Consider the following 15,647-nt stretch of genomic DNA (forward strand, 5'->3'; position numbering starts at 1 on the left):
ATTGTGGGAACGAGGTAACGATATATTACCGCTCGAGACTTCCGACAGTAATCCTCCTGGTGACCGCGGACCGGCCCACGCCGAACGTCTTTTGACGACGCTCGAGTGGTATCGGGTATGGACCAGGTGTTCGCCCCGTGGCGTATCGAGTGGATCAGACGTGAGGGAAAAAACGACGACGTCGAGGGCTGTGTCTTCTGTGCGTTTCCCGAACGCGACGACGATCGGGAGAACCTGCTCGTGGCTCGAAGCGAGCACTCGTTCGTGCTCCTGAACAACTACCCGTACAACCCCGGCCACGTGATGGTCATTCCCCGCGAACACACCGGCGAGTACGCGGAACTGACCGACGAGCAACTGCTCGATCACGCGCGGCTGAAACAGCGGACGTTCGACGCCCTCGAGGTCGCCCTCGAGCCGGACGGCTTCAACGCGGGGCTGAACCTCGGATCGGGTGCGGCCGGCGGCTCGATCGGCGACCACCTCCACACCCACGTCGTCCCGCGCTGGCAGGGCGATACCAACTTCATGCCCGTCATCGGCGAGACGTCGGTGATCGTCGAGGCGCTCGAGGACACCTACGACAGGCTTCACGAGGCGTTCGCCGCCCAGGAGGGTGCGACCGTTCCGGACGAAGACTCGGCCGTCGTCCTCGAGTGAGTTCGCCGACGGTCACGTGTCGGTCAGAAAGTATACACTCGGCGTCACTGACTGTCGGCAACATGGACACTGTCAGTTCGAATGGTGGATCCGCTCGAACGGGTTCCATCGGACTCCCGGAGATCGTTCTCGGGATCGTCGTCCTCGCGATCAGTGCCTACGCGATCCTGACGATGAACCTCCTTATCGGCGCCCTTCTCGTGGCGCTGATCCTGTTCGGCTACGTCGTGATCCAGTGGCTCGTCGAGTTCGCTCGGCTCTTCCGTCGAATGGTCGTCGCCCTCGAGCGGATCGCGGAGAACTCCTAGACGGGTTCGCCGAACGCGTACATCGTCTCGTGGGCCGTCACGTCGAGGTCGACGAAGTCGCCGGGCTCGAGTCCGTGCTCGCTCGAGTTTTGGACGATGATCTGCCGGTAGGCGGAGTCGCGACACTTGACGGAGTCGGCGGTTCCCTCCTCGACGACGAGACAGTCCTCGCGACGCTCGCCGACCATCGCCTCGTAGGCGTCGCCGACGATTTCGCGCTTTGCGGCGCTCATCTCCGTCGAGCGCTCCTTCTTGATCGTGCCGCCGAGGCCTTTCATCTTCGCGGCATCGGTGCCGGGGCGCTTCGAGAAGCGGGTGACGTTGACCTTCTCGGGTCGAGTCTCGCGGAGTAACGCCATCGACTGTTCGTGGTCGTGGTCGGTCTCGGTCGGGAAGCCGACGATGAAATCGGTCGAGAGCGTCCAGTACTCGAGGGACGCGTCGAACGTCTCGATCACCTCGAGGTATTCGGCGACCTGGTGCTGGCGGCGCATGTCGCCTAAGACGTCGTCGGAGCCCGATTGGACGGGGGCGTGCAGGAAGTCGTAGAGTTTCTCGTGGTCGGCGAAGACGGCCGCCAGCTCTTCGCGGATGCCGTGGACGCCCTTGGGGTTGGCCATCCCCACGCGGACGCGGAAGTCGCCGTCGATCGCACAGATCTCCTCGAGCAGTCGGTGGAGCTTTCGTTCGCTCGTATCCCAGCCGTAGACGCCGGTGTCCTGGCCCGTGATACGGATCTCCTTCGCCCCGGCGTGGACCAGCGCCTCGGCCTTGCGGACGTTCTCCTCGACCGGCGGCGACTCGATCTTGCCGGTCGCGTGCTTCGTGATGCAATAGGAGCAGTCGGACATACAGCCTCGAGCGATCGGGAGGATGCCGACGACGCCGTCTAAGATGGGGTCGGCGTCCGGGGTCGTCGTCGGGCACTCGCCGTTGGTGACCGCCTGGGGAACCTCGTCCCAGTGGAGCACGTCGCCGTCGATTTCGGCCTCCCGGAACTCCTCGCCCTGGGCGAGGGCCATACAGCCGGTGATGTAGAGGTCCGCCGTCTCGTCGGCGAGTTCCTCGGCCCGGCGGAGCATGTTCCGTTCGGTCTTCTCGACGACGGTACAGGTGTTCAAGATGGCGACGTCGGCCTCGTCGGGGCCGTCGACCCGGTAGTGGCCCGCATCGCGCAGGCGTCGCTCGATCTCGCGGCTCTCGCCGCGATTCGACGTACAGCCGTAGGTTTCGATGTGATACCGGGCCATTCGCGGTTATCCCATCGTCGGGCGCGAGCGGCCAAAAGCCCGACGGATCACGAGCGAGGTACCAGCGAGTCACCGGGATCGTCGACCGGTGCTCGGTGACTTAGTGTGTCTCTTCGAGGACGAGCCATCCGTCGTCTGGTGCGATGATAATTCGATAGCCGGCGTAGTTGAACTCGATCCGGTCGGCGGGTCGGTCGCCGGTGACGAGACGTGCTAGCGCATCCGTGTCGATCGACTCGTACAATGGCTCGAGATTTTCGACTCGAGTGCGTTCTCTGCCCGCGATTGTACGGATCACGTCTTGGATCATTGAATTGCGAGACGAGTCGATGGTGATAGGGTCGGTAGCGAGATGGTGTTGGACCGCCGTGGCTACGTAGATCCCGTCTCGGCCGTTTCCGAAGGCTCGTTGTCCCGCTTCTTGGGGTTCCAAATTTGCCGTAATGACGAGGTCGATACAGGTTCGAACGGGCGGTTTCCCGTACGTGGTGATGAGCTGGGAGAGGTGTCGGTCGAGTTGAGCGGCGGTGGTACCGTCTTCTCGAGGGTGGGTAGCTCGGTAGAGAACGAGCCGTTGGATCGCACGAGAGCAAGTAACTGGTTCATCGGTGAAGCAATTCCGATCCGGTGAGTAGTGGTCGTTGCATTCGGTCATCATAGTAACACGATTGGATTTGAGTTACATAAAAGTATCTCGAAGACACCTATAGACACTTTGAAAACATTCATAATGTCCTTATAACTATCTATAGTGGCCTATTCGGCGCTAATATACTGCTCCCAGAACACTGTGTAGGCATGCGCTGCCACGCTGAGTGGATGTCAATCGTCGACGAACGTATTCTCGAGTTCCTTCGCGACGAGGGGGCGCGGCAGCCGAAACAAATCGCTGGGGCACTTCGCGAACGCGGGATGGACTACAACGACAAGTACATCGGTAGGCGATGTCTCGCGCTTGCGGAGCACGAACTGTTGAACAACATCGGAAACGGCATCTACGTGATCGCCGACTCCGGCGAACGGTACCTCGAGGGTGACCTGAACCTGGCGGTGGAATACAGTAGCCACTGAACGTCATTGTACACCTGATCGCCAGACAGATCGGCGATCAGTGTGTACATCGTTTCAGTTGTTACTATCGCTTCGATCGCTGACGTCGACGCGGCGACGAACGCGCGGCTATCTGGCCGACGGTCGCGGCCGGTTACACAGCGAAGCGGGCGGTTTTGTAGCCGTTCGTGCCGTCGTCACCGCACCGCGGCGGGCGGCGTTCTCGAACCGGACGTCCGCGACGGTCGCGTTCACCTCGGAATCTCGAGTGTCACCCCTCCGCCCCGATTCGGTATGATTTTTCACTCGTATTGTTTGCATAAAATCCTCTACCGAAGCTGTAAGAGCTAATTACTTCTACTCACGATTTGTTAGCATAAATTCATTACGGGCGCCGTCGTACCCCCAATTGCGATGTCAGACAGTAACCACTCGTTACGAGCGTTTCTCGCCGACCACCCGCGACTGATGGGCGTACTGTTCGCGATGACACTGGTCGTCTCACAGGCCGGAACCGTCGCCGCGGGCAACAACGGCTCGATCTGGTAATCCGAGTCCGACCGAATCGACTTCGAACGGAGCCTCCCGGCTCGCTACGCGATTTTTCGAACGGAAAACTGCGAAATGGCCGTCGAAACCGGTGCCTACAGCCCGGACAGTCGACCGTCCGTCGACCAGCAGAACTCGTCGTCGAAGACGACCGGAATCGCCTCGAGCTGGAAGAAGCGCTCGAGCTCCGGGCCGCGAAGCGTCGTCGTCGGCAGTTCCGTCCCGGCCAGGTAGTACCGGTCGACGTCGTCGAGGTACGGGATACAGAGCGCGCCGACGCCGTGTTGGGAGTGGTAGGTTTGCTGGCGGAGTTCGTAGCGGCCGTCGCCGAGAGATTCGACGTAACACTGGTTGGGAACGCCGCCGCCGGACTGTGCGATGGCGACGCTCCCGTCGCCGACGACGACGTACTGGTTGCCGACGAACCGGTGTTCGCGGGCGATTGCCATCGCCGATCGGAACGTGAACCCGCAGTTGAGTAGTCGGGCCAGCAACTGTCCGACCGCCGTCGCGTCGCGGTTGCCGACTTCGCTCAACGTCACGATGCCCGCGGCACTCCCGGCCTCGAGCAGTCGTATACCCGGCTCGTAGGAGCGACAGCCGTTGATCAGGAAGCTGTCGACGCCGACGGTCGACAGCTCACTCACCTCGAGCGTGCCGTCCCGGCAGACGAACGCGTCGTTCTCGACGTGGCCGACGTAGTGGAGCAGGTCGGCTTCGGATTCGAACGCGGCCCGTAACTCTTCGACCGTGAGCGTCCGGTGGACGGTGACGGCAAACGGGAGTTCGTCGCGGTTCCCGTAGAGTCCGTCCTCGCTCGCCTCGTACTCGGCGACCATCGCCGGGTCGTTACAGACGACGGTGATCTCGATCGCATCGCCCGCCGGCGACCGCTCGAGGTCGTGTGCGAACGCCGCCGGGTGGAGTTTGTTCGCGCCGAGGGGGATGCCGTCGCCGAGCCAGGCAGTTTCGAACGCGTCGGTCTCGGGTGGGGAGACGTAGCCGTCGTCGATCGGGCGTCCGGCCGATCCCGAATCGGCGGTCGCGTCCTGGGCTTTGCCGGTTCCCGAACCGATCGACTCGCTCCTCGAGTCGCCGGTTTCGTCCGCCATCGGTCCGGACCGCGTAAACGCCTCGACGTCCGCCGGCGGATCGGGAACACCCCGCGTTCGCGCCGCGGCGTCGGGTGCCGGACGGATCAGCGAGAGGTCGTCGGCGAGAAACGGGAGTGCGGTCGCGTTTGCCGGTTCGGCCGTGACGAACGTCGTCGCCGGCCACGTCGGGAATAGATCCTCGAGCGCCTCGAACGGCATCGAAAGGATGGTTCGAAGCTGTTCGGCGAGTGGCTTCTCGTACAGCGTCGCGAGGTCGACGTCGACTCGCTCCTCGAACCGGTGGCGGTCGTGGAGGTCGATGTCGTACACCCCTTCCGTTCTGCTCACGCTGTCGACGAAGAAGACGCACTTGAGGACGCGAGCGACCGTCTCGACGAACCGTTCGGTCGTCCGACCGAGGGGGTACTCGAAGCCGGCGTCGGTCTCGAGCCGGGGTCGATCGCCAGTGACGACCGTTGTGCCAAGGTAGAACGCGAGCGGCGCGGTCGCGTAGACGGCGAGTCGATCGTTCGGGGCGACGATCGTGACGCCGGTATCGGGCGGCTCGATCCCGTCGGGGAGGTCGACCGCGTCGCCGAGTTCGATCAGCGGCGGATGGCCCCGATACGAGGGGAGGGATCGCTCGGCGGTCGTCGTCTTCAACGCGGAGCCGAACGTCGAGACCGCGCGTGCGAGGTCGACCGGGTCGGCCGTCGTCGTGACGGTTCCAGCGGGCCGGTCTTGCGTCGAGCAGGCACCCAGGCGAACGCGGGTCTCCTCGTCGAACTCGATCGACAGTCGGTCGTCGGCCGACGCGATCGTGAGGCCGGTTTGCACCTCGAGGTAGAACCTGATCGGCCCGGTCAACTCGAGGAGATACGTCCCCTCGGGAAGCGTCTCGAACGCGAAATGTTCGGCCTCGAGTACCGGATCTCCGGACGCATCGCGGACGCAGGTCGGGACGACGTACGGGAGGACCAGCGAAGACGTCTCGAACGCGATCGCCGCGTCGATCGGAAACTGACACCAGTCGGTATCGTCCTCGTCGTACGCGATCGGCGCCGGCGTCGCAAGCGGAAACCGTCGGTTCGCGACGGCGTCGACGATCGTCACTCCCGGACCGTCCTCGCGCGGTTCGAACGTCGGTTCCGTCATGTGTACTCTCTCGATATCGTCATGGTGTTCTCGGTGAAACGGAGTCCGTTCGCCGATCTCAGACCGTCAGCAGGCGAACCAGTCGGTCACGTGGTCGCTCGCGTGCAGGTGCCAGCGCTGGACCGGTTCGGTTCCGTCGATCCGGAGTTCGACCGTCGCGTCGAATAGCCCCTCGAGCGCCTCGACTTCCTCGGACTCTCGATCGATCGGGAGCACGTAGTGGCCAACGCCGTTTCGTTCGCGAACCCGCCGACAGATCGGCTCGAGCAGGGATCGGGCGTCGGCGGCGTCACGGTCTTCCAACAGCGGTCGCAGGGAGTCGAGACAGAGCCGCAGATCGGCGTCCCTGTCGATCCCGTCGATCGCCGTTTCGACGGCCGAAAGCGCCGACTCGATATCGCCGTCGACGGTTTCGATCCGCGGCCGCGGTGATTGGCCCGCGTTCGAACTCGCGGTCGAATCCGCGACTGCCGACGAACGGGCGACGGCGCCGCGTCGAATCACGCGTGCGGGCTGGTCGGCGCCGCCGGCCAACGAGAGTCGCTCGAGGGCCGTCTCCGTGCTCCGATCGAGGAGTCCGACGATACGCTCTCGAGGGCCGTCCTCGGTCCCGAGGAGTCGAGCACTTGCCCGATCGGAGATCGCATCCGGGACCGTCCCGACGACTAATACGTTCGCGCCGACGTGCTGGAGGCGCTCGAGCGTGGATCCGGTCGCGATCGCTCCCTCGGGTGAGACGACGACGTCGCATCCGAGCACCGAAAATCGAACCGTCGCACCAGTTCGCGGGATCCCGTTCGGACGAATCCTGTTCAGCCGGGAGAGCGCCCAGCGATCGATCACTTCGTCGATCGCTTCCTGGACCCGACAGCGGTCGACGTCGGTCTCGTCGGCGACCGCGAGGTCGAGGCGTGCACCGAGCTCGACCGACCGGGACGCTTCGGTTGGCGAGACGTGTGTCCACTCTCGCTCCGACGGCCGTTCGTCCGCGCTCGTCCCGTCGACCGGGACGACTGTGACGTCGTCCGTCCCGGTGACGATCACGTCGTGATCGGCGTAGGTGAACGTGATCGCCGGCCACGTCCCGTCTCGCCAGCGACAGCTTCGAACGACGGCGTCGAACGCGTCGGGATCGACGACTTCGTCGAGCGCCGGAACGGCGAGCGGACCGACGCCGACTGCGTCCGCGACCGCTCTGGTCACGATTCGGCTGGGTAGTTCGCCCGAAGGAGACGGCGTACGAGCTCGAGTCGGGAGGACGCTCGAGTCGCGTCTCGAGTTCTCGTCGGGTGGCATCTGAATTCCATAGAACGGCTGAGAGGAAAAGCGCTCTGGGATACATACGTCCGCGAACGCGAAGGTTCGATGTTCAATAGTTCATCTCTGTGAGTGTGTGACAATCGATACAAAAATTCTGTCCATAATATATGGGGGCGAACGCGCATAACAAATTTATTGCCGCCCGTCGCCTCGCTTCGGGCATGGTCGACAGGCATCGAGACGGGGAGGACGAACACGACCCCCCCAGTAGGCGTCGAGAGCTCGACGAATCGGAGTTCGAGATGGGATTCGACGAGATACTGTTGCTGTTGAGCCACCACCGCCGTCGGGACGTGCTGTACTATCTCTCCGAACACGATCTAGCGAGCGTCGAGCGCCTGGCGACTGAAATCGTCGCGAACGAACGTCACTGTCATCCCGACGACGTCACACCGGCCGATCGAGAGTCGATTACGATCGACCTCTACCAGAGCCACCTGCCGAAACTCACCGACCATCGCGTCGTCGAGTTCGACCGCCGAAGCGGCGCAGTTCGGTGGAACGAACCGCCGGACGACGTCGTCTCGCTCCTCGAGTTCTTTTACGACGTCGAACACGACGACACCGGCGCTGATTCGACCTGAACGGTCCGTCCTAACGCCTTCATGCATTCGAGAGCCCTCTATTTGCCGATCCGATCGGCGATTCGGTCGCTCGTCACCGGTCGATCCTCCGGGCCGGTCCCGATGGTTCTCAGAACATTTTTGATCGTTGACTCGAAACGATGAACCAACGCCCTCCATGAACCTCCGGTTGCGGATCGGCGCCGTTCTCGGCGTGTTCGTCGCCATGAATGCCCTGTTCGTCTTCGTGCTTCTGTGGGCGTACGGGGTTCTGTTGCCGGCGGCCGTCGGCGGGACGGTGACGCTCCTCCGACACGGCGAGGTCGGTATCTCCCTCCTGCAGTCACCCGTTTCGCTTCGCACCCTCCTCGTCCTCGTCGCCGTCTTTCTCCTGGCACAGGTTTATTACGGCTACCGCCGGGTTCTCTCCGGGACCGGCGCCACGGTCGGCGACGGCGATCACGAAATCGCCGCGATCGTCGACCGCCTCGCGATGACGGTCGACGTCCCGAGCCCCGACGTCCGCGTGGTCGAAGACGACCGTGCGAGCTGTTACACCGTCGGGCGGCTCACCGACGCGACGATCGTCGTCACGACGGGGTTGATCGATCGCCTCGACGCCGCCGAACTCGAGGCCGTCCTCGCCCACGAAATCGCCCACGTGGCAAACCGGGACGTCACCCTGATGACGATCGCGACGCTGTTTCTCGAGGTCGCTGACCGGGCCTACCACGCGACCCAGCTCGTCCGACGGGCGCTTTCCGATCCGGACGAACTCTCGACGCGCGGACGGTTGGCCCTGCTGTGGTTTCTCCCGCTGGTCGCCCTGACGTACGTCTTCGTCTCGCCGCTTCTGTGGGCGTTTCCGGCGGTCGCCGATCGAACGACCCGGACGCTCTCACACACCCGCGAGTTCGCGGCCGACGCCGCCGCCGCTCGGATCACCGGAAACCCGATGGCGCTTGCGACCGCACTCCTCTCGCTGGCCGACGCCTCCCCGTCGCCGGGGACGGACCTTCGAACCGCGAAAACTCGCGCGCTCTGTGTCGTCCCCTCGGATCTCGTCGCGGGCGACGAGACCGAGGCGATTCCGGCGATCGGTCGACCCGACGACGAGCCGACGCGCCGCGATCGGGTTTCGACGTGGCTCGAGGGGGAGACTCCGTCGAACCCGACCGATACCGATGCGATCGGTACCCACCCGCCCCTCGAGTACAGGCTAGAACGGTTGCAGGGAATCGCCGCCGAGCAGGAACTGGAGGGGACGCCGTGACCGGGACCCGCCGAGTCCTGTTCGTCCTCGGCTGTGTCGTCTGTCTGCTGGCCGTGGCCAGCGCACTCCCCGCGGCGGACCCGCGACTCGACGCGCCGAGCGGGCCACAGGGGGAATCGGCTCCCGGGGACTGGGAGTCGGTCGCCGAACAGACCGATCCCGCCGAGGAGCTGACCGAGACCGACTCGTCGGAGGATGCGGACGGCGTAGAGGACGACACAGACGGGACTGACAATGCCAATCCGGCCCCATCGGGATTCGAGGTCAGTGGCGAGATCGAACCCGGCAACGAAGTCCGCGTCGAGACGGAGCGGAGCACGACTCGCTCGAGTGCTATCGCGGTCAACGGCGAGGAAGTCGCGTCGACGGGTGCGTTCGGCCGAGCGGACGTCACCGTTCCCTACGAGGAGGAGATGAACGTCACGATCGTCGACTCGGGTCAATCGCGCACGTTCGACGTTCCAACTGACGCCGCGATCGAAACCGGCGACGGTGTGGCGCCGGGTGCCGACGCCGAGGTCGCCGCCGCGGTCGGTTCGACTCCCGTCTCGGAGGCGACGCTCTCGCTCGAGGGCGAGCGGGTCGCGACGACGGACGAGGAGGGGAAAGCGACCGTAATGTTGCCCGAGACGGCCGGTCCGGCCGACGTCTCGGTCGAACGCGGTGCGGTCGAAGGCGACCGCACGATCGACGTCCCGGAGCCGGACGTCGAGTTCGCACACCCGCTTTTGTTCCCGGGGTCGCCGGCGGTCGTTCTGGTGTCGGCCGACGGCGACAGGATCGAAGACGCGACGGTGTCGATCGGCGAGGATGAGACGACGACCGGCGACGACGGTCGCGCGTGGGTGTGGTTACCCGTCGCCGACGAGGCGACCGTGACGGCCGAGGTCGGCGCCGAAACCGCGACGACGACCGTTGGCAACCTCTATCTTCGGTTGACGGCCGTCGTCGTTCTGGCCCCCGGGCTCATCATCGGTGGAGCGGTGACGTACCTTCGGTTGGCCGCGAGCGCGGAACACGATAGCTCGAACGGACAGTCGGGGCTGTTCCTGGGTCTCGCGGACGCGCTGGCCGCACTCTCCGATTGGCTCGCCGGGCTTCGGTTCCCCAGCCTCTCGTTCCCGAGTTCCCTCCTGCCGTCGCTCGAGTTCGGCGGCGGACCGTCGATCGGCTGGCCGTCGCTTCCCACGTTATCGTTCCCGAGTTACTCGCTTCCGTCGCTTGGCTCGTTCACGCGCTCGTCGGGTGCCGGCTCGCGACGCGGCGTTCGATCGATGCTGGGCGAGACGTTCGGATTCGGTGACGACGGACGGGAGGAGACGGACGACGATACTGGCCCATCGTTGGCCGACGAGCCGTTCGGCCCACGCGGCCCGCGTGGCGAAATTCGTGCGACCTGGCACGCCGTCCTCGACCGGGTCGGCGTCGAGAACCGCGAAACGCAGACGCCGGGCCAGGCCGCTCGTGACGCGCTCGTCGCCGGATTCCCGGCCTCGAGCGTTCGGCGACTCGTCTCGATCGTCCGCGAGGTCGAGTACGGCGGTCGGGATCCCTCGCCGGAGCGGGTCGCGGACGCACGATCGACGGCCGACGAACTGCTCCGGTACGAACCCGACGAGGAGGGGGACGAATGAGCCGACGCCAGTCCGACCGGTCGCTGTGGGCCGCCATCGACCGGGCCGTCGACGCGAATTCCGAGCGCCTCTCGGTCGTGGTGATCGCCGTCGGTGCCGTCCTCGCGACCGCTTCGATCGTCCTCGGCGGTTTCGTCCCGTCGTTCGGCCAGTTTTTGATCGGGTTGCTCTACTTACTCGCGATGTTGCTCCCCGCGGTCGGCCTCGTCCTCGCGCTCCCGGCGATCCGGTGGGTGGTCACCGACGGCGGTGAGGACGTGTCGTCGCTCGTCGAGGACGAACCACCGGAGGTAGGGGTCACTCGGACCTCGAATCGAATCGGCCGCGAGACCGGGTGGACCCTCGACCACGCCGCGAACGGCTGGTACCGGTGTCAGCCCAACGACTCCACCGCGGAGGTTCGCAACCGCCTCGCCGAGGGCGCGTTACGAGCGATCAAGGCGAGGCGTGGTCACACCGTCGAGGCGGCCGGCGAGGCCCTCCGTACCGGACGCTGGACCGACGACCCGGTCGCGGCCGCGTTCCTGGGCGACGACCTCCCCCAACCGTTCGACGAACGGCTTCGTGGCGCCGTCGATCCGGGTGCGGCCTACGACCGCCGAATCCGGCGGACGCTCCTGGCCATCGAGGCGCTCGAGCGCATCGACGTGGGGCAGGCGGGGACGGACGGATCCACGGCGGACGAATCGACGACAGCGGAATCGACAGGGGATAAATCGGCCAGAGCGGAATCGACGGCGGACGAATCGTCCACGGCGGAATCGGCCGCGGAGGCGTCCCAATGAGCGACCACCGGATCGAACGCGTCGACAACGGCGAGTGGGCGCTCGTCGCGTCGCTGTTGTTAGCTGGCGTCGGTATCGCCGTCGCCAGTCCGATCCTCGTCGCCGGGGCGACGGTCCCGCTGTGGTACGGCGTCTCGGCCGCGTTCGGGGGTCGACCCCACCTTCGGATCAGCACCCGGCGAATCGTCACTCCCTCGTCGGTGGATAGAACGGACGCGATGGCGCGACACGGGGACGGTTCCGACGCCGGTCCCGTGTCGGCCGACCCCGGTGATACCGTCACTGTGCGGACGACCGTCCGGAACACCGGCGCGGAGACGGTCGTCGATCTCCGAGTCGTCGACGGCGTCCCCGAGGCGCTGTCCGTCGTCTCCGGAACGCCCCGGCTCTGTGAGACGCTCGAGCCGGGTGGGGAGGCCGTCCTCGAGTACGAACTCGCGGTCCATCGCGGCGAGCACGTCTTCGCAGACCCCACGGTTCGGGCGCGAAACGTGACGGGAACGGTCGCGGAGACGTGGACCGAACGCGTCGTCGGCGACGCCGAGATTCGGTGTCTCCCGACGGCCGAGACCGTCCCGCTCGGCGAGGGAACCAACGACTACGCGGGCGAGGTCCCGACCGACGAGGGCGGAAGCGGCGTCGAGTTCTACTCCGTCCGCGAGTACGAACCCGGCGACCCGGTCGGCTCGATCGACTGGCGCCGATACGCCGGGACGCGCGAACTCGCCACCGTCGAGTACCGGGCCGAACGCGCCACGCGGATCGTCTGCGTCGTCGACGCCCGCTCGAGTCAGTTCGCCGCGGCGACGACCGAGCGGCCGCCGGCGGCCGAACTCTCCGCGGAGGCGGCCCAACGGACGGCCGACGCCCTCATAGACGAGGGTCACCCGACGGGCGTCGTCGGCATCGCCGACCGGCGGATCACGACGGTTCCGCCCGACGGGGACGCCACCACGCGCCGTCGAATTCACGATCTGCTCGAGGCCGCGCGTCGGGCGGAGTTCACCGGCCAGGAAGGGACGCGAACCGCCTACGGCGATCCGGTCGACGAGCTTCCACGGACGCTCCCCGGCGAGGCGCAGGTGTACCTGTTCTCCTCGTTCGCAGACGACGAGCCCGTGGAACTCATCGAGGGTCTGCGGACCCGCGGTTACGCCGTTCGGGTCGTCTCACCCGACATCACGGCGGGCCCGGACGACCTCGAGACGCGACTCGAGGCGCTCGATCGGCGCAATCGGCTGGCACGAGCGCGAGCGGTCGGTGCCCGGGTCGTCGACTGGGATCTCGAGCGGCCGTTCGGGCTGGTGCTTTCGGATGCACTCGGGGAGGTGACTGTCAGATGACGCCGCCGGCGGAACGACTGCCGACCGAGACGGCCCGCGGGGTCGCACTCGCCGCGGTCTTCGGAACGATCGCGCTGTCCGTCGTCGAGCCGACCGCGGCCGTAGGCGCGGTCGCCGGGGGCGTCCTCGCCGCCGTTATCTTCGGGTTCGGACGATCACAGCGCCACGTCGCCGTCCGTTCGGCGCTGTTGCCGATCGTGGTTCTGGGCGTCGTCGCGACCGGTGGGCTCGTCGGCGAGCCGATCGCGATCGCCACGATGGCCGTCGGCCTCGTCCTCGGAATCGGGGTCTGTGGTGTCCTTGCCGGTCCGCCCGAGCGGTCCGCCCGACGGCGGGCCGGACTCGCGGCGTTCGTTACGGGGATCGTCGCGGCCGGATTGGTTCCCGTCGCGCTCGGCGTCGATATCGCGGGCGGCGGCGGACCGGCGCTCGAGACCGTGGTGTGGTTCGCCGAGCCGACCCCCTTGGGACTCGTCAGTTCGATCCTCCTTTCGGGCCTCGCCGCCGCGCTCGCAGTGATCGCGCTTCCGCCGGCGATGGTTGCCGTCCCACAGCGCCGCGAGGCCTACACCGCGGCCTGGCGATCGTTCGTGGCGTTCGTGGCGGTCGCAACGATCGTCGCTGTCGTCGCGGTGCTCGTTCTGAGCGTGCTCACGGCTCTTACGCCGCTTGCCTCCCTTCTGCTCGGCGCCCTCGTCGCCAGCACCCTCGTCCGTGCGCTGTGTTTCGGAGTTACGGTCGCGGGCGCTACGGTCGCGTGTCTCGGATTCACCGTGCGCCACGCGTGGTCACAGACGACGGCCCGAAGCGACGCGACCGTCGCGATCATTGTCGGCACTATCGCGGGAACCGTGGCTCCGTTCCTGACCGCGCTCGCGGCCGGCGGGAGCGTCGTCCCGGCGAACGCGCTCACCGCGCTCTACGGCGTGACGGCGCTCGTCCTCGGCGCGTCGCTGATCGTCGCTCCGTGGTACGGCGAGGCGATCCGTGCCGACGGAGCCGTGGGTCCGACGCCGTTGCTCGCCGGCTCGCTCGTCGTCGGGGCTGTCATCGTCGCGGCGACCGCCGAGGTCACCGCCTTTCGCTCCGGCGTCGTCACCATCCTCGCGCTCACCGCGGCGTGTTTCGTCTACGACGTCGGCCGGTACGGACGGACGATCGCGCTCGAGATCGGTTCGACGGGGGTCAGCCGCCGTCCTCAACTCGTCCGGATCGCCTGGAGCGGCGCGGTCGGCGTCGTCGCGGTCCCCGTCGGCGTCGCCGGGCTCTGGGTCGCGACCGTGCTCGCACCGACGCTTTCGGTCCCCGCGACGATCGGCGTCTTCGGGGGACTCGCCGCAGTCGGCGCTGGCGCGTGGTTGCTGTGGCGGTAAGAACGAGGTGGCGACGACTGTGGCGGTAAGAACGGGATGACAACGGCTACTGCGGCGGAGACGGCGAGTTCTCGGGTGGATCCATCGCCGGCACCTCGACGGTCTCGAGAACGGATTCGACGATCGTTCGTCGCGACGTCCCGTGGATGCTCGCCTCCGGGCTCAGGACGAGTCGATGGGCGAGTGCCGGCTTCGCGATGCGTCTGACGTCGTCGGGAACGACGTACTCGCGGCCGTCGAGGACGGCGCGTGCACGGCTCACCTCGAACAGCCGCTGGACGCCCCGTGGGGAGACGCCGACGTCGATGCGGCCGTCCTCGCGAGTGGCCCGACAGAGGTCGCCGATGTAATCGCGCACCTGGCCCTCGACGGTGACCGACTCGGGAACGGTCTGTAACTCGAGGACGTCCTCGCGGCCGACGACCGGTTCGACCGTCGGTTCGGGTCGATCGCGGTCGGCCCGTCGGTCGATCAACTCGCGCGTGCCATCGGCGTCGGGGTAGCCAAGCGACGTCTTCACCATGAACCGATCGCGCTGGGCTTCGGGCAGTTCGAACGTCCCCTCCTGTTCGACCGGGTTTTGGGTCGCGATCACGAGGAACGGGTCGGGCAGATCGTGTGTCTCGCCGTCGACGGTTACCTGGCCTTCCTCCATCGCCTCGAGCAACGCGGACTGGGTCTTCGGCGGGGCGCGGTTGATCTCGTCGGCCAGCACGACGTTCGCGAACACCGGCCCCGCGGTAAAGCGGAAGTCGCCGGTCTCCTCCTCGAAGACGTACGAGCCGGTGACGTCGGAGGGCATCAGGTCGGGCGTAAACTGGATCCGGGAGAACTCGAGGCCGAGTGCGGTCGCGAACGACCGGGCCGTAAGCGTCTTCCCGGTTCCCGGGACGTCCTCGAGCAACACGTGCCCGCGGGCGAGCACCCCGGCGGTGATCTCCTCGAGAACGGTTTCGTCTGCGACGACGGCGGAAAGGACTTCGTCGACGACGGCCCGTGCCGTCGACGCGGCGTCGGGGACTGACATATCCCCAACCCGTACCTACGCTGACTTATATTTCCCGCTACCCGACCGGAAAACGAGTTCTCGGGGGCTCCGGACGCGCTCCGCTCGGCTCGTCGGAGGGGTCGCTTCGATTCGCAGATCGTCACACCTGTACGCCCGTCCCGTCGGGCGAAATGGCCGTGTGCGGTCTCTGGCGGGTGCTTTTCGCTATCCGGCAGTATCAAGTCCCGAGGGTAAGGACGTGCTGGTCGTCGTACCGAGCGCTGGCTCGGACCGCGTTCGAC

At 66.2% G+C, this 15,647-nt stretch carries 15 protein-coding genes and 1 pseudogene; 10 read left to right on the plus strand and 6 right to left on the minus strand.

Translation table 11 applies throughout. From position 1 onward, the window contains the following. The first annotated feature begins 117 nt into the window (after window positions 1-117). Together AB7C87_RS14990 and AB7C87_RS14995 are read left to right on the plus strand one after the other, a co-directional pair. Window positions 118-660 (plus strand): HIT family protein, encoded by a 543-nt coding sequence (locus tag AB7C87_RS14990; RefSeq protein ID WP_369730292.1) that lies wholly within the window; start codon window positions 118-120, stop codon window positions 658-660. 62 nt (window positions 661-722) lie between these two features. Continuing rightward, window positions 723-968 carry a hypothetical protein gene (locus AB7C87_RS14995; protein ID WP_369730293.1) on the plus strand — a complete coding sequence of 82 codons (246 nt, stop codon included), beginning with the start codon at window positions 723-725 and terminating at the stop codon, window positions 966-968. Here the strand turns inward: AB7C87_RS14995 and AB7C87_RS15000 are convergent. The 3 genes and pseudogenes from AB7C87_RS15000 to AB7C87_RS24265 all read right to left on the minus strand — a co-directional run. Beyond that, on the minus strand, window positions 965-2,218 hold the full coding sequence (locus AB7C87_RS15000; RefSeq protein ID WP_369730294.1) for a tRNA (N(6)-L-threonylcarbamoyladenosine(37)-C(2))-methylthiotransferase: 1,254 nt from the start codon (window positions 2,216-2,218) through the stop codon (window positions 965-967). The two genes, AB7C87_RS14995 and AB7C87_RS15000, sit on opposite strands and share 4 nt — an antisense overlap. Window positions 2,219-2,318: 100 nt before the next feature. Then, entirely contained in the window at window positions 2,319-2,528 is a 210-nt protein-coding gene (locus AB7C87_RS15005; RefSeq protein ID WP_369730295.1) for a HalOD1 output domain-containing protein, read from the minus strand. Between the two features lie 51 nt (window positions 2,529-2,579). Next, window positions 2,580-2,876 (minus strand): annotated as a pseudogene (locus AB7C87_RS24265) (DUF8158 family protein); the annotation flags it as partial. A gap of 140 nt (window positions 2,877-3,016) precedes the next feature. On the opposite strand from AB7C87_RS24265, the gene AB7C87_RS15010 reads away from it, so the two are divergent. Both AB7C87_RS15010 and AB7C87_RS15015 read left to right on the plus strand, forming a co-directional pair. Next, window positions 3,017-3,289 (plus strand): winged helix-turn-helix domain-containing protein, encoded by a 273-nt coding sequence (locus AB7C87_RS15010; protein ID WP_502260521.1) that lies wholly within the window; start codon window positions 3,017-3,019, stop codon window positions 3,287-3,289. Between the two features lie 393 nt (window positions 3,290-3,682). Continuing rightward, entirely contained in the window at window positions 3,683-3,817 is a 135-nt protein-coding gene (locus tag AB7C87_RS15015; protein WP_369730297.1) for a DUF7503 family protein, read from the plus strand. Window positions 3,818-3,912: 95 nt separating this feature from the next. Here the strand turns inward: AB7C87_RS15015 and AB7C87_RS15020 are convergent, their stop codons facing one another. Beyond that, entirely contained in the window at window positions 3,913-6,066 is a 2,154-nt protein-coding gene (locus AB7C87_RS15020) for a hypothetical protein (RefSeq protein ID WP_369730298.1), read from the minus strand. Window positions 6,067-6,132: 66 nt separating this feature from the next. Continuing rightward, window positions 6,133-7,362: a DUF7504 family protein gene (locus AB7C87_RS15025; protein ID WP_369730299.1), complete on the minus strand. Its 1,230-nt coding sequence runs from the start codon at window positions 7,360-7,362 to the stop codon at window positions 6,133-6,135. 185 nt (window positions 7,363-7,547) lie between these two features. Here AB7C87_RS15025 and AB7C87_RS15030 point away from each other — a divergent pair, with 185 nt between their 5' ends. The 6 genes from AB7C87_RS15030 to AB7C87_RS15055 all read left to right on the plus strand — a co-directional run bounded on the left by AB7C87_RS15030 (window position 7,548) and on the right by AB7C87_RS15055 (window position 14,357). Then, a complete protein-coding gene (locus tag AB7C87_RS15030; protein WP_369730300.1) occupies window positions 7,548-7,970 on the plus strand; it encodes a DUF7344 domain-containing protein in 423 nt (140 codons plus the stop codon). A gap of 157 nt (window positions 7,971-8,127) precedes the next feature. Then, on the plus strand, window positions 8,128-9,222 hold the full coding sequence (locus tag AB7C87_RS15035) for a M48 family metallopeptidase (RefSeq protein WP_369730301.1): 1,095 nt from the start codon (window positions 8,128-8,130) through the stop codon (window positions 9,220-9,222). After that, the gene (locus AB7C87_RS15040) at window positions 9,219-10,856 is read left to right on the plus strand and encodes a DUF4129 domain-containing protein (protein ID WP_369730302.1); all 1,638 of its coding nucleotides are present in this window, start codon (window positions 9,219-9,221) and stop codon (window positions 10,854-10,856) included. The genes AB7C87_RS15035 and AB7C87_RS15040 overlap by 4 nt, the downstream gene beginning before the upstream one ends. Beyond that, window positions 10,853-11,641, plus strand: a complete 789-nt coding sequence (locus tag AB7C87_RS15045; protein ID WP_369730303.1) for a DUF7269 family protein — start codon at window positions 10,853-10,855, stop codon at window positions 11,639-11,641. The genes AB7C87_RS15040 and AB7C87_RS15045 overlap by 4 nt, the downstream gene beginning before the upstream one ends. Beyond that, window positions 11,638-12,984: a DUF58 domain-containing protein gene (locus AB7C87_RS15050; protein ID WP_369730304.1), complete on the plus strand. Its 1,347-nt coding sequence runs from the start codon at window positions 11,638-11,640 to the stop codon at window positions 12,982-12,984. The genes AB7C87_RS15045 and AB7C87_RS15050 overlap by 4 nt, the downstream gene beginning before the upstream one ends. Then, window positions 12,981-14,357, plus strand: coding sequence for a hypothetical protein (locus AB7C87_RS15055; protein WP_369730305.1), 1,377 nt, complete (start codon window positions 12,981-12,983; stop codon window positions 14,355-14,357). Before AB7C87_RS15050 ends, AB7C87_RS15055 begins: the two co-directional genes overlap by 4 nt. 46 nt (window positions 14,358-14,403) lie before the next feature. Here the strand turns inward: AB7C87_RS15055 and AB7C87_RS15060 are convergent, their stop codons facing one another. Next, complete coding sequence (locus tag AB7C87_RS15060) at window positions 14,404-15,384, minus strand: AAA family ATPase (protein WP_369730306.1); 981 nt, start codon at window positions 15,382-15,384, stop codon at window positions 14,404-14,406. Between the last annotated feature and the right edge of the window lie 263 nt (window positions 15,385-15,647).

The organism is Natrarchaeobius versutus, from assembly GCF_041205745.1.
Taxonomy (GTDB): Archaea; Halobacteriota; Halobacteria; order Halobacteriales; family Natrialbaceae; genus Natrarchaeobius; species Natrarchaeobius versutus.